The sequence below is a fragment of the uncultured Caulobacter sp. genome, assembly GCF_947036865.1.
GTDB lineage: Bacteria > Pseudomonadota > Alphaproteobacteria > Caulobacterales > Caulobacteraceae > Caulobacter.
On record NZ_CAMQSF010000006.1, the window covers coordinates 110,726 to 122,459 of the forward strand.

The 11,734-nt window shown below is 64.4% G+C and carries 15 protein-coding genes; 2 read left to right on the forward strand and 13 right to left on the reverse strand.

Annotated features, from left to right (window positions below):
- The 8 genes from trbK-alt to Q0V34_RS06575 form a co-directional block, all read right to left on the reverse strand.
- Positions 1–300 carry a putative entry exclusion protein TrbK-alt gene (trbK-alt, locus tag Q0V34_RS06540; RefSeq protein ID WP_297509525.1) on the reverse strand — a complete coding sequence of 100 codons (300 nt, stop codon included), beginning with the start codon at positions 298–300 and terminating at the stop codon, positions 1–3.
- 15 nt (positions 301–315) lie between these two features.
- The gene (gene trbJ / locus Q0V34_RS06545; protein ID WP_297509528.1) at positions 316–1,080 is read right to left on the reverse strand and encodes a P-type conjugative transfer protein TrbJ; all 765 of its coding nucleotides are present in this window, start codon (positions 1,078–1,080) and stop codon (positions 316–318) included.
- Positions 1,077–3,515, reverse strand: a complete 2,439-nt coding sequence (trbE, locus tag Q0V34_RS06550; RefSeq protein ID WP_297509531.1) for a conjugal transfer protein TrbE — start codon at positions 3,513–3,515, stop codon at positions 1,077–1,079. Before trbE ends, trbJ begins: the two co-directional genes overlap by 4 nt.
- Positions 3,516–3,528: 13 nt before the next feature.
- Complete coding sequence (locus tag Q0V34_RS06555) at positions 3,529–3,810, reverse strand: VirB3 family type IV secretion system protein (RefSeq protein WP_297509534.1); 282 nt, start codon at positions 3,808–3,810, stop codon at positions 3,529–3,531.
- Positions 3,810–4,142 carry a TrbC/VirB2 family protein gene (locus Q0V34_RS06560; protein ID WP_297509537.1) on the reverse strand — a complete coding sequence of 111 codons (333 nt, stop codon included), beginning with the start codon at positions 4,140–4,142 and terminating at the stop codon, positions 3,810–3,812. Before Q0V34_RS06560 ends, Q0V34_RS06555 begins: the two co-directional genes overlap by 1 nt.
- Positions 4,139–5,155 carry a P-type conjugative transfer ATPase TrbB gene (gene trbB / locus Q0V34_RS06565; protein WP_297509540.1) on the reverse strand — a complete coding sequence of 339 codons (1,017 nt, stop codon included), beginning with the start codon at positions 5,153–5,155 and terminating at the stop codon, positions 4,139–4,141. The genes Q0V34_RS06560 and trbB overlap by 4 nt, the downstream gene beginning before the upstream one ends.
- A 209-nt stretch (positions 5,156–5,364) precedes the next feature.
- Positions 5,365–6,051: a glutathione S-transferase family protein gene (locus tag Q0V34_RS06570; protein ID WP_297509542.1), complete on the reverse strand. Its 687-nt coding sequence runs from the start codon at positions 6,049–6,051 to the stop codon at positions 5,365–5,367.
- A gap of 17 nt (positions 6,052–6,068) precedes the next feature.
- Positions 6,069–6,485 carry a DoxX family protein gene (locus Q0V34_RS06575; protein WP_297509545.1) on the reverse strand — a complete coding sequence of 139 codons (417 nt, stop codon included), beginning with the start codon at positions 6,483–6,485 and terminating at the stop codon, positions 6,069–6,071.
- Positions 6,486–6,635: 150 nt separating this feature from the next.
- On the opposite strand from Q0V34_RS06575, the gene Q0V34_RS06580 reads away from it, so the two are divergent.
- Complete coding sequence (locus tag Q0V34_RS06580; protein ID WP_297509548.1) at positions 6,636–7,031, forward strand: MarR family winged helix-turn-helix transcriptional regulator; 396 nt, start codon at positions 6,636–6,638, stop codon at positions 7,029–7,031.
- 43 nt (positions 7,032–7,074) lie between these two features.
- Here the strand turns inward: Q0V34_RS06580 and Q0V34_RS06585 are convergent, their stop codons facing one another.
- The 3 genes from Q0V34_RS06585 to Q0V34_RS06595 form a co-directional block, all read right to left on the reverse strand.
- Complete coding sequence (locus Q0V34_RS06585) at positions 7,075–7,512, reverse strand: CopG family transcriptional regulator (RefSeq protein ID WP_297509552.1); 438 nt, start codon at positions 7,510–7,512, stop codon at positions 7,075–7,077.
- 12 nt (positions 7,513–7,524) lie between these two features.
- Entirely contained in the window at positions 7,525–9,516 is a 1,992-nt protein-coding gene (locus Q0V34_RS06590) for a conjugal transfer protein TraG (RefSeq protein ID WP_297509554.1), read from the reverse strand.
- Positions 9,517–9,633: 117 nt separating this feature from the next.
- Positions 9,634–9,933 (reverse strand): DUF2285 domain-containing protein, encoded by a 300-nt coding sequence (locus tag Q0V34_RS06595; protein WP_297509557.1) that lies wholly within the window; start codon positions 9,931–9,933, stop codon positions 9,634–9,636.
- A gap of 227 nt (positions 9,934–10,160) precedes the next feature.
- On the opposite strand from Q0V34_RS06595, the gene Q0V34_RS06600 reads away from it, so the two are divergent.
- Entirely contained in the window at positions 10,161–10,355 is a 195-nt protein-coding gene (locus tag Q0V34_RS06600) for a helix-turn-helix domain-containing protein (protein ID WP_297509559.1), read from the forward strand.
- On the opposite strand, the gene Q0V34_RS06605 is transcribed toward Q0V34_RS06600, so the two are convergent.
- A complete protein-coding gene (locus tag Q0V34_RS06605) occupies positions 10,347–11,228 on the reverse strand; it encodes a LysR family transcriptional regulator (protein WP_297509562.1) in 882 nt (293 codons plus the stop codon). The two genes, Q0V34_RS06600 and Q0V34_RS06605, sit on opposite strands and share 9 nt — an antisense overlap.
- A 91-nt stretch (positions 11,229–11,319) precedes the next feature.
- The gene (locus Q0V34_RS06610) at positions 11,320–11,700 is read right to left on the reverse strand and encodes a bifunctional hydroxymethylpyrimidine kinase/phosphomethylpyrimidine kinase (RefSeq protein WP_297509565.1); all 381 of its coding nucleotides are present in this window, start codon (positions 11,698–11,700) and stop codon (positions 11,320–11,322) included.
- Positions 11,701–11,734: the final 34 nt, after the last annotated feature.

Here is an 11,734-nt window from a genome sequence, read left to right on the forward strand (position 1 = left end):
TCAGCGCTCCCCGACCGAGTTGGGTTCGGTCGGTGCGATCGGTTGGGTCTTGATGCCGAGGAAGCGGTCGCGGCTCTCGGCCCAGACGCGCAGGCATTCGGCGTCACGCGCGCCGGCCTCTCCGAGGCGCTGGCACCGGCGCTGTCCCTCACGCAGCGGATCGGGAGCGGACGGCGCGACCATAGGCATGGCTGCGTTCGTCGGCGGCTCGTCCTGACGGGTCATCTCGATCGCCGTGGCCGTCACGGCGATGGCGACGAAGATGACCGCGCCAAGGCGCGCGAGGGTCTTGCCGTCCATGGCGCTATCCCCCGCTCAGTTGTTGCCGTTGTTGAACATCTGCGCATTGCCGGGCTGATAGCCCGTGCCCGGCGCCAGGAAGCGACGGCGCTGCTCGCGACCCTGTTCGGCCGCCGCCGCCCGCTCGGCTTCGGTCAACGCCTGCGCCCGACCGTTGGCAGCGACCACGGCGGTGAGGTCGGCGAGCTGCTGGGCCTGAAGCGCGAGAAGCTGGTTGCCGGCCTGCGTCGCCTGAAGCGCGCCGGTCGCGGACTGGCTCGATCCGACCAGGGCCGACATCTGAGCGCGGTTGGTGTCGATATTGCCGACGACACCGGCCTGCACCTTCATCGCGTCCTGCAAGCCGCCGACGGTGTTCTGCCAGCGCGCGCGGGCGTCCGTGACCAGTTGCTGGTCGGAGGCCGACATCGAGACATTGCCGTATTTCTGGCTGAACATCTGGTCGATCTGCTGGACGTCGAAGGCGATATTCTGCGCCTGATTGAGCAGTTGCTGCGTGCGCTGCACTGACTGCTGAAGCTGTTGCAGCGACGAATATGGCAGGCTGGCGAGATTGCGGGCCTGGTTCATCAGCATCTGGGCTTCGTTCTGAAGCTGGGTGATCTGTTGATTGACCGACTGGAGCGTGCGCGCCGCCGTCAGGATGTTCTGCGCATAGTTCGACGGATCGAACACCACCCACTGCGCGGCCGCGGGCGTGGTGAACACCGGTGATAGCGCGATTGGCAGCGACAGGATGGATGCGGCGACAAACGCCGCGCGTGAACGACGAAACATCATGATGGTGTCTCCATGTTGGTGAGGTCGGGGATGAGGTCGGCGGCCCAGGCGACGCTGCGATGGCGCAGCCAGGCGGCGAGGAAGCCGTCGCGGCCGTTGTCAGTGACGATGCGGGCGATGGCGGTCTGGTCGGTCTTCGCCGAGGCGGCGCAGAGCGCCAGCGCCACGTCGGACAGGCCCAGCTCGAACAGCCGGTTACCGCGCCGCGACTGGCAGTAGTAGTCGCGCTTGGGCGTGGCCCGCGCGAGGATCTCGATCTGGCGGTCGTTGAGGCCGAAGCGGCGATAGATGGCGGTGATCTGCGGCTCGATCGCCCGTTCGTTGGGGAGCAGAAGCCGGGTCTGGCAGCTCTCGATAATGGCGGGCGCGATTGAACTGCCGTCGATGTCCGAAAGGCTTTGCGTGGCGAAGATGACGGATGCGTTCTTCTTGCGCAGCGTCTTCAGCCATTCGCGGAGCTGGCCGGCGAACCCTTCGTCATCAAGCGCCAGCCAGCCTTCATCGATGATGATGAGTGTCGGCGAGCCGTCGAGCCGGTCACTGACGCGGTGGAACAGGTAGGACAGGACGGCGGGCGCGGCGTCGGTGCCGATCAGCCCCTCGGTCTCGAACGCCTGTACCGTGGCGGAGCCGAGATATTCGGCCTCGGCGTCGAGCAGCCGGCCATGCGCGCCGCCGACGCAGTAAGGCCGGAGCGCCTGCTTCAGGTCGTTGGACTGGAGCAGGACCGCGAGACCGGTGATGGTGCGTTCGCCGATCGGCGCGCTGGCGAGCGAGGTCAGCGCCGTCCAGATGTATTCCTTGACCTCTGGCGTGATGACGACGCCTTCGCGGGTCAGGATCGCCACGATCCAGTCGGCGGCCCAGGCGCGCTCGGGCACGTCGTCGATCCGGGCGAGCGGCTGAAGGCTGACGCTCTCTTCCGACCCGTCAGACAGGCCGCCGCCGAGATCGTGCCAGTCGCCGCCCATGGCGAGGGCGGCGGCGCGGATCGAACCGCCGAAGTCGAAGGCGAAGACCTGGGCGTTTTGGTAGCGTCGGAACTGCAAGGCCATGAGCGCGAGCAGCACGGACTTACCCGCGCCGGTCGGGCCGACGACGAGCGTGTGCCCGACGTCGCCGACGTGAAGGGATAACCGGAACGGGGTCGAGCCTTCGGTCTTGCCGAAGAGCAGTGGGGGCGCTGCAAAATGCTCGTCCCGTTCCGGACCCGCCCACACCGCCGAAAGCGGAATCATGTGGGCGAGGTTCAAAGTCGAAATCGGCGGCTGCCGGACGTTGGCGTAGACGTGGCCCGGCAGAGAGCCGAGCCAGGCGTCCGCCGCGTTGATCGTCTCGGCCATCGCCGTGAAGTCGCGGCCCTGGGTGACCTTCTCGACCAGCCGCAGCTTCTCGTCGGCGATACGGGGATCGTCGTCCCACACCGTCACCGTCGCGGTGACGTAGGCCAGCCCGGCATAGTCCGCGCCCAGTTCCTGCAACGCCATGTCGGCGTCGGCCGCCTTGTTGGCGGCGTCGGTGTCCACGAGAGCGGACGCTTCGTTGGTCATCACCTCCTTGAGGATGGCGGCGATCGACTTGCGCTTGGCGAACCATTGCCGCCGGATCTTGGTCAGCAGCTTCGTCGCATCGGTCTTGTCGAGCAGGATGGCGCGGGTCGACCAGCGATAGGGAAAGGCCAGCCGGTTCAACTCGTCGAGGAGGCCGGGCGTGGTCACGGTCGGGAAGCCGACGATGGTCAGCACCCGCAGATGCGTCGAACCCAGGCGCGGCTCCAGCCCGCCGGTCAGCGGCTGATCGGCGACGAGCGCATCGAGATACATCGGCGTCTCGGGCACGCGGACGCGGTGGCGATGGGTCGAGACGGTCGAATGCAGGTAGGTCAGCGTCTCGGCGTCATCGAGCCAGAGGCATTCCGGCATGAAGCCTTCGACCAGTTGCAGCACGCGGTCGGTGCGATCGACGAAGCCCGTGAGCATCTCGCGTCCATCGACGCCGGAGCGCTCGCGACCCTCGTACAACCAGGTCTCGGCCCGCGCCGCATCCTCGGCCGGCGGCAGGTAGGTGAAGGTCAGGAAGTAGCTGGACTCGTAGTGCGAGGCGGCTTCTTCGAAGTCGGCCTTGCGCTCGGCATCGACCAGCGCCGAGGCGGCATCGGGAAACCGACTGGCTGGATAGGACGCCGCCTCATGGCGCTGCGCTTCGACGAAGATCGCCCAGCCCGACCCGAGACGCCGGAAGGCGTTGTTCAATCGCCCGGCGACCGCGACCAGTTCGGCGGGCACCGCCGAATCCAGATCAGGGCCACGGAAGCGCGCGGTGCGTTGGAACGAGCCGTCCTTGTTGAGGACGACGCCGGAGCCGACCAGCGCGACCCAAGGCAGGAAGTCGGAAAGGCGGGTCGCGGTGCGGCGATATTCTGCCAGGTTCATCATGGATAGCGCCTCCTCAAACCGACAGGTGGCCGGGGATGCGCAGATGACGGCGCACCACATCGACGAACATCGGATCGCGTTTCGCCGCCCAGACGGCGGCGAGATGGCCGACCGCCCAGACGGCGAGACCGACCAGCCAGAGGCGCAAGCCGAGACCCAGCGCGGCCGCCAGCGTGCCGTTGAGGATGGCGAGGCCGCGCGGTGCGCCGCCGAGCAGGATATGCTCGGTCAACGCCCGGTGGACCGGCACGGCATAGCCCGGCACGTCTCCGGCATGATCGACCATATCCGCCATCAGACGAGCGCCCCGCCGCCGAACGAAAAGAACGACAGGAAGAAGCTCGATGCGGCGAACGCGATCGATAGGCCGAAGACGATCTGGATCAGCCGGCGGAAGCCGCCCGACGTGTCGCCGAAGGCCAGCGCCAGGCCGGTCGAGATGATGACGATCACGGCGATGATCTTGGCGACCGGCCCTTCGATCGACTGGAGGATGGATTGCAGCGGCGCTTCCCACGGCATGGAAGAGCCGGAGGCATGGGCGGCGGGCGCCAGCATGAGGCTGACGGAAACGGCAAGGGCCGCGGTCGCCATGGTGTGGCAACCGCGCGAGAGGGTGCGGATCATTGGATATCTCCTTTGGGTTCGAGATTGAGGACGGGCTGGATGTCGCCGCCGTCGGTGACGGCCGGTACGACGCGGTAATCGCCATCGGCGCCGAGGCCTTCGACGCGGGCGAGTTCGACAAGCCGGCGCTGCGCGCCACGCCCGGCGAGCACGGCGACGAGATCGATGGTCTCGGCGATCAGCGCACGCGGCACGGTGACGACGGCTTCCTGAATGAGCTGTTCTAGGCGGCGGATCGCGCCGATGGCGCTGCCCGCGTGGACGGTGCCGACGCCGCCGGGATGGCCGGTGCCCCAGGCCTTCAAGAGGTCGAGGGCTTCGGGTCCGCGCACCTCGCCGATCGGGATGCGATCGGGGCGCAGGCGCAAACTGGAGCGGACGAGATCGGAGAGCGAGGCGACGCCATCCTTGGTGCGCATGGCGACGAGGTTCGGCGCGGCGCATTGCAGCTCGCGCGTATCCTCGATGATGACGACGCGATCGGCGGTCTTCGCCACCTCGGCCAGCAGCGCATTGGTCAGCGTGGTCTTGCCGGTCGAGGTGCCGCCGGCGACGAGGATGTTGGCACGCGAGGCAACGGCGGATCGCAGCGCCTCGGCCTGGTCCGGCGTCATGATCCCGGCCGCGACATAATCTGCGAGGGTGAAGACGGCGACGGCGGGTTTGCGGATGGCGAAGGCCGGTGCCGATACGACCGGCGGCAACAGCCCCTCGAACCGTTCGCCGGTCTCGGGCAGTTCGGCTGAAACGCGGGGTGCGCCGGCATGGACTTCGGCACCAACATGATGTGCGACCAGGCGAACGATGCGTTCGCCGTCGGCGGGCGCGAGCCGCTCGCCCGTGTCGGAAAGCCCTTCGGACAGCCGGTCGATCCACAGCCGCCCGTCCGGGTTGAGCATCACTTCGACGACGGCGGGGTCTTCCAGAAACCGGGCGATAGCGGGGCCGAGGGCAGTGCGCAGCATCCGCGCGCCCCGCGTCAAACTCTCCGAATTCTGGTGCGATACCGCCATTCCATCCCCGATCTCGCCGGGGACGACACTGACGCTTCCCCGACGGGGATGATTAAAAGAGCCGGAAGTTTGGCTGATTCAACAAGTATCTAACAGCGGGCGGCGATGGCGAAGAAAAGGCGGCAATCGGCGGGATCGGCTTGAAGAAGCATGAGCGATACTGGCTTGAGTCCCGACGTCCGAAAGATTTCTGAGATGGAGCGCTGAAATTAGAGAGAGGCCTTCTTTAAAAGCCATGCATCATGCTTCTCAAGGAAGAGCTTCAGACGGTCGCCATAGTCTTCGGTCACCGCCCTTCGGACACTTTCTCTACCTGCTAGCATCTGACGCCATGCCGTTATGCGGGGCACGCCGTCGAACACGGCGGTCGGCGTGATGGTGTCGAAAACGTCGAAGTATCGAAAGATCGGCGCGAAGACCGCGTCGACGAGACTGAACCGTTCCCCGGCGAAAAACGGGCCTGCATCCAGTTCGGCTTCGATGTGACCGAACTTGTCGATGAGAGCGCTGCGCTTGGCCCCATAGGCGTCGTCATCTTTTGCCGTCTCGAAGCCCCAGAGATCCGAGAGAATCGAGGAGCCGAACTCGATCCAGCCACGATGCCTGGCGCGTGTCAGCGGATCGGCTGGATGCAACGGGGTGCCGGATTGCGTTTCTTCGAGATACTCGCAGATCACCGCGCTTTCGAAGATGACCGCTTCACGCCCGTCATCCTGTCGCACGATCAGCAAGGGGACTTTCCCCAGCGGGGACATGGCCAGAAACCAGTCGGGCTTGGCCGAGAGATCGACAAAGCGGCGTTCGAACGGCACGCCCTTTTCGGCGAGCGCGATGGCGGCACGTTGCACGTAAGGACAGAGGTGATGGCTGACGAGAACCAACTTGGCATCGGACATGGTGAAGTTCCCTGTTATTAGGATCGAGCAAAGTACTTGGACGGACGGAGCGCATAGAGACCGTCTCCAAGCATGAACTGGGCGACGGACAGCACGATGAGGTAGAGCGGATATTCCCATCCACCGCCCGGTGCGTTGAAGACCCAGCCGTTACCGGCGTGCGCCCAGATGATCGCGCCGAGAAGTGCCGGGATAAGCGCCAAGGCCACCCAGCGGGCATGAATACCCAGAAGCAGCATGGCTCCGCCGACAGCTTCCGCCGCAAACGTCGCATAGGCTAGCCATCCGGGTAGGCCGATCGATTCGAAATAGCCCGCCGTACCCGCCAAGCCGAAGGTGAGAAGTTTGAGGGCGACGGAATGGGCGAGATACATCACGCCGAGACTGACGCGCAGCAGCGTCACGGCATAATCGGTCAGTCGAGCTTGCGTCATAGGCGTTCTCCAAAACTACAGTAGATGCAGATACATCTATCCGGCCTTGCGTCGCCCGTCAATCTGGATGTAATTGCATCTATGTCCGATTGCGCTACAAATCCCGGCGAGACGCCTTCCTCATCCGTGACGCGCGCGTGGGTGCGCCTCATGCGTGCCCAGCGCCTTATACTCACGGCGATCGAACAGGATCTGAAGACCGCCGGATTGCCGCCCCTTGGCTGGTACGATGTCTTGTTGGAGCTGACCCGCGCCAACGACGGGAAGCTGCGCCCCTACGAGATCGAGGAACGGACGCTGCTTGCCCAGCACAACCTATCTCGTCTTCTCGACCGTCTGGAAAAGGACGAACTGGTTCGTCGCGAGGCCTTCGCCGATGACGGCCGCGGTCGTTGGGTTGTCATCACCAATGCTGGGCGTGCAATGCAGTCGCGCATGTGGGCGGTCTATGCTGTCGCGCTTCAAAAACATCTTGGCGACAAGTTGGGCGACGCTCGCGCGTCTCAACTGGCGGATTTGCTGGCGGCTTTGTCGCGAACGGCCTGATACGAATCCGCCACGACGGAAATTACCCCCTAATGGGCGGTGGTTATTTCTCAGCTTCCGTTTGTTCCTTAAGTCCGGCAACGTCCCGCGACAGTTCTTTCAGGAACCGATCGCCGGTCGCGAGCCGTCTTCCGAGCGATTGCAGGAATCCGTCGAACCGCTCCGCCCCCTTCGCCCGTGCCGACGCCTGGGCGCTGTCGGGCAGCGGCGGGGTTACCGTCAGCCAGAAGCGGATGAACAGCGAGAGCGTTTCACCGAGGATGGCAAGATCCTCGTCCAACCCATCGACCTGTCGCCCGAGCTTGTCCATGCGGCGGGCGAAGACGGCCTCAAGCCGTTCGGAAGCATCGGCCGACAGGAAGGACGCGACGGCGGCTTCGATCACGGCGGACTTCGACACGTTGCGGCGCAGCGCCAGAGCCTCGACCTTCTTCAACAGGTCCGGCTCGAAATAGACGTTCATGCGAGTCTTGGTCTGCATGGCGGTGGCCCCTTACAGTTCGATGCCGTCGGCCGGGTCCATGGTCGCCTGCCGTGCGACGGACGTGACCTGCTGGCGCATGGTGCGGGATTTGGCGGCGTCCACATCCGGTTCGTCGTCGAGCACGTCGAACTCGCCGGCCACCGGACGTTCGTCGGGGACGATCTCCTCGTGTTCGGGCAGTTCCGGCTCGCGGCGAATGCCGGCATTGGCGGGATCGGTCGCGGCGTCGATGGGCATCGGCGATACGGACGCCGCGACGGATGCCGGGATCGTCAGCGCCGACCAGTCGTCACCCGATGGCGTTTTCGATGCCTTGGCCCCGGCGGACAGGTCGGGCGGCGACAGCAACCGCTCTTTGAAACGCGCGTCCTCGTAATAGCGCGCCTTCTTCGCCCGGATCGGCGGCACGCCCGCGACCAGCAACAGTTCGTCGGTGGGCGGAAGCTGCATCACCTCGCCGGGGGTCAGCAGCGGCCGGGCCGTCTCCTGCCGCGAGACCATGAGATGGCCAAGCCAGGGCGAAAGACGATGGCCGGCGTAATTGGTGGAATCGCGCATCTCGGTCGCGGTGCCGAGCGAATCCGACACGCGCTTTGCGGTGCGCTCGTCATTGGTCGCGAAGGCGACGCGGACATGGCAATTGTCGAGCACCGAATTGTTCGCGCCATAGGCCTTCTCGATCTGGTTGAGGCTCTGCGCGATCAGGAAGCTCTTGATGCCGTAGCCCGCCATGAAGGCCAGAGCGGACTCGAAAAAGTCGAGCCGCCCTAGTGCCGGAAACTCGTCGAGCATCAGCAGCAGGCGATGGCGGTTGGCGGCGTTCAGTTCCTCGGTCAGCCGTCGCCCGACCTGATTGAGGATGAGGCGGATCAGCGGCTTGGTGCGGGCGATGTCGGACGGCGGCACGACGAGATAGAGACTGACCGGCCGCTTGCCCGCGACGAGATCGGCGATACGCCAGTCGCAGCGCGCCGTCACCTTCGCCACCACGGGATCGCGGTAGAGGCCGAGGAAGGACATGGCGGTGGACAGCACGCCCGATCGCTCGTTGTCGGACTTGTTGAGCAGTTCGCGCGCCGACGAGGCGATGACCGGATGCACGCCGGCTTCGCCCAGATGCGGCGTGGACATCATGGCGCGCAGCGTAGCCTCCATCGGCCGCTTCGGATCGGAGAGGAAGTTGGCGACGCCGGCCAGCGTCTTGTCCGGCTCGGCATAGAGGACGTGCAGGATCACGCCGACCAGCAGCGAATGGCTGGTCTTTTCCCAATGGTTGCGCTTGTCGAGCGCGCCTTCGGGATCGACCAGGATGTCGGCGATGTTCTGAACGTCGCGCACCTCCCAATCGCCGCGCCGGACCTCCAGCAGCGGATTATAGGCGGAGGATTTCGCATCCGTCGGATCGAACAGCAGCACGCGACCATGGCCTGCGCGAAAACCCGCCGTCAGTCCCCAGTTTTCCCCCTTGATGTCGTGGACGATGACGCTGCCCGGCCAGGTCAGCAGCGTCGGCACCACGAGGCCGACGCCCTTGCCGGAGCGGGTCGGAGCGAAGCACAGCACATGCTCAGGCCCGTCGTGGCGGAGATAGTCGCGATCGAGCCTGCCGAGCACCACGCCGTCGGGGCCGAGCAGCCCGGCGGCCTTCACCTCCTCGGGCGAGGCCCAGCGCGCCGAGCCGTAGGTGGCGACGTTCTTGGCCTCCCGCGCCCGGATAATCGACAGGGTGATGGCGACGGCGATGGAAAGGAACCCGCCCGACGCGGCGATGAAAGCCCCTTCGACGAAGATCGCGGGCGCATAGGCGTCGTAGGAATACCACCACCAGAAGAACAGCGGCGGATAATAGATGGGCCAGCCGCCCATCTCGAACCATGGGCTTCCGAGCTGCCCCTGAAACCCGAGCCGCCACGCCGTCCACTCGGTCGCGCCCCAGATCGCCGCCAGCACGATGACGACGACGATGGTGATCTGCCCCCAAAGGACACGGCTTCCCGACATACAGGCTCCAATCGGCAAAAGAGACGGAGCCGATCAGAGAATAGGCGCTTTCGCGAGAGGCAATAGGAAAGAACAGCGAGCGTGCTGCCGGATACCATGGCGTAGAAATCGGACGGGTCAGCGCGGCATGTTGCGGGCTTCTTCGACGGCCTGTTCGAGAATGCGCCGATAGCCGATCTTCGTCATCCACTGCGCGCGGGCAAGATGGCTTTCCCAACACGCTCTTGTCAGACTCAATTCCGTGATCGGATCTCGGTGCAGGACGATCCGCGCCACCTGCCTCCAATCCGCACCGTCCGTCTCGGCGTCCAGCAGGCGCAGATAGGTGACGAAATGCGCCTCGTCATACAGGGTCACGTGCGGCTCCATCGGAGCCAGGTCATCGACGTCGGGATCGAGTTCGGGTTTGACGCGCATCTGCGGACTCCTTCCGGCACCGCGGCTCGGGATGATGATTACCTCAGTTTTTTGCTTCCAAGGTGAGATGGTTGGTGTCTGGCAACATAGTTGCGCCAAGCATTTCGCCGCCGCCAATAGTCGAAGCGATCCGACGAATATCACATGTTGTGACGAATCGGAACTATCGTTCCTGGAACGATCATTCCTATTCAGGCTCCGCTCTCGTCATGGATCTCAAGGAGGTCATGGCGATCAATCTGCGTCGGATACGTCATGACAAGCAATTGACGCAGGAGGAGTTAGCGGACAGCGCCAGCCTGAGCGCGCGCTACATCGGTGCGATCGAGCGTGCCGATGTGTCGGCCAGCGTCACCGTCCTCGGTCAGATCGCTGAAGCCTTGGGTGTCGAACCGGCTGAGCTCGTGACGAAATCAGGTTGAGCAGCTCATCTCGGCGGCGAGGTCGAGCAGGTTCTTCAGCGCTTGGCTGCGATTATGCGGTGACCATACCGCGCTGAACTTCGCGCGCTCGGTCTCGTCGGCGATCTGCCGGAACACGACGCCGGGAAACGGAACGTGGGATGCGGCCTCCGTGGTCAGCGCAATCCCTTCGCCCGCCGCGACCATGTGCATGAGCGTGTCGCGGCCGACATCGCAGCGGCGGAGATGTGGTGTCTTCTCCCGCTCGGAGAGACGACGGACGATATGATCCCGTAATTGCGGGCCAGCGCCGCCCTGCCGAACGAGAAAGGCTCCCGGCGCAAGGTCCGACCATAGAATGCTATCCAGTACGGCCAATCGATGCTGGACAGGCAGAGCGATGACGAAAGTCTCGTTCCATAGCCGCCGGGAATGGCAGTCCGGGGCATCTACAGCGCCCATGATGAAAGCGATGTCGAGCTTGCCTTCCCGAACTTGGCTCGTCGTCTCGGACGAAAGCCCTTCCACGACGGACTGCTCAATGTCCGGGTACGCTTCCCGGTATAGGCATCGCAAATCGGCGAGGAAGCCAGCCGCGATGGAGGAATGCAGCCCTATGCCGAGACGCCCAACCGTGCCGTTCGCAATCACTCCGGCTGTTTTGATGGCGTGGTCGAGATGCTCAATGCCTGCCGCTATCTCCGCTACGAAAAGGCGTCCGGCATCCGTCAGCCGAACGCCGCGATGACGACGCTCAAACAGAAGGATGCCGAGTTCGTCCTCCAGCATCTTGATCCGGGTGCTGACGCTGGACTGGCTCACGCCCAGCCTGTTGGCCGCATGGCGGAAGTTCAGATATTCAGCGACGGTCAAAGTTTGGATCAGGGATGCCATTGGAATGCGAGAGCCGAGAAGCGTCCCCTTCAACAAGGAGGGAGGCAGATCGCAACTATAACGCATTTTTTTGGAGCGCCGCATCGCTTCTCTATAGACCGCCTTGCGGCACAACTGAGATCGACCAATCTGTTGTGTTTTGTCCGGCTGCCCGAGAGCCGGTTTCTGTCGCGACGATCAGCATCTCTTTCGATCGGGCGATGAGGGTCCGTTGCAGGATCGCAAATATATACTGGGACGCTGCATTTACCGAAGTAGCCAATGAACTTCCGTTGCAGAGCTCGGCGACCAGAAGCGCCGCGAAGAGATCGCCTGTGCCCGACGGCCGAATAGGTAATCGCGGATTTGGAACTCGGTGCAGCGTGTCGGCCAGACACAGCACCGTCTCGGTGAGATCTGGCGGCGTATCGTCGAGCGCCACCCCGGTCACGATGATGGCTCCAGTCCCGTTTTGTCCGCCGTCAGCGCCCATGAGACAGATTGAGGGTTCCGTTTAGAGGAGGGTT

What these genes read in the sequence shown, in the direction of transcription:
- Q0V34_RS06555 (WP_297509534.1), bottom strand. Translation starts at nt 3,810, where the DNA reads ATGGCGGATATGGTCGATCATGCCGGAGACGTGCCGGGCTATGCCGTG.
- Q0V34_RS06600 (WP_297509559.1), top strand. Translation starts at nt 10,161, where the DNA reads ATGGCGATCAATCTGCGTCGGATACGTCATGACAAGCAATTGACGCAG.
- trbJ (WP_297509528.1), bottom strand. Translation starts at nt 1,080, where the DNA reads ATGATGTTTCGTCGTTCACGCGCGGCGTTTGTCGCCGCATCCATCCTG.
- trbE (WP_297509531.1), bottom strand. Translation starts at nt 3,515, where the DNA reads ATGATGAACCTGGCAGAATATCGCCGCACCGCGACCCGCCTTTCCGAC.
- Q0V34_RS06580 (WP_297509548.1), top strand. Translation starts at nt 6,636, where the DNA reads ATGCGTGCCCAGCGCCTTATACTCACGGCGATCGAACAGGATCTGAAG.
- Q0V34_RS06570 (WP_297509542.1), bottom strand. Translation starts at nt 6,051, where the DNA reads ATGTCCGATGCCAAGTTGGTTCTCGTCAGCCATCACCTCTGTCCTTAC.
- trbK-alt (WP_297509525.1), bottom strand. Translation starts at nt 300, where the DNA reads ATGGACGGCAAGACCCTCGCGCGCCTTGGCGCGGTCATCTTCGTCGCC.
- Q0V34_RS06575 (WP_297509545.1), bottom strand. Translation starts at nt 6,485, where the DNA reads ATGACGCAAGCTCGACTGACCGATTATGCCGTGACGCTGCTGCGCGTC.
- trbB (WP_297509540.1), bottom strand. Translation starts at nt 5,155, where the DNA reads ATGGCGGTATCGCACCAGAATTCGGAGAGTTTGACGCGGGGCGCGCGG.
- Q0V34_RS06585 (WP_297509552.1), bottom strand. Translation starts at nt 7,512, where the DNA reads ATGCAGACCAAGACTCGCATGAACGTCTATTTCGAGCCGGACCTGTTG.
- Q0V34_RS06605 (WP_297509562.1), bottom strand. Translation starts at nt 11,228, where the DNA reads ATGGCATCCCTGATCCAAACTTTGACCGTCGCTGAATATCTGAACTTC.
- Q0V34_RS06590 (WP_297509554.1), bottom strand. Translation starts at nt 9,516, where the DNA reads ATGTCGGGAAGCCGTGTCCTTTGGGGGCAGATCACCATCGTCGTCGTC.
- Q0V34_RS06560 (WP_297509537.1), bottom strand. Translation starts at nt 4,142, where the DNA reads ATGATCCGCACCCTCTCGCGCGGTTGCCACACCATGGCGACCGCGGCC.
- Q0V34_RS06595 (WP_297509557.1), bottom strand. Translation starts at nt 9,933, where the DNA reads ATGCGCGTCAAACCCGAACTCGATCCCGACGTCGATGACCTGGCTCCG.
- Q0V34_RS06610 (WP_297509565.1), bottom strand. Translation starts at nt 11,700, where the DNA reads ATGGGCGCTGACGGCGGACAAAACGGGACTGGAGCCATCATCGTGACC.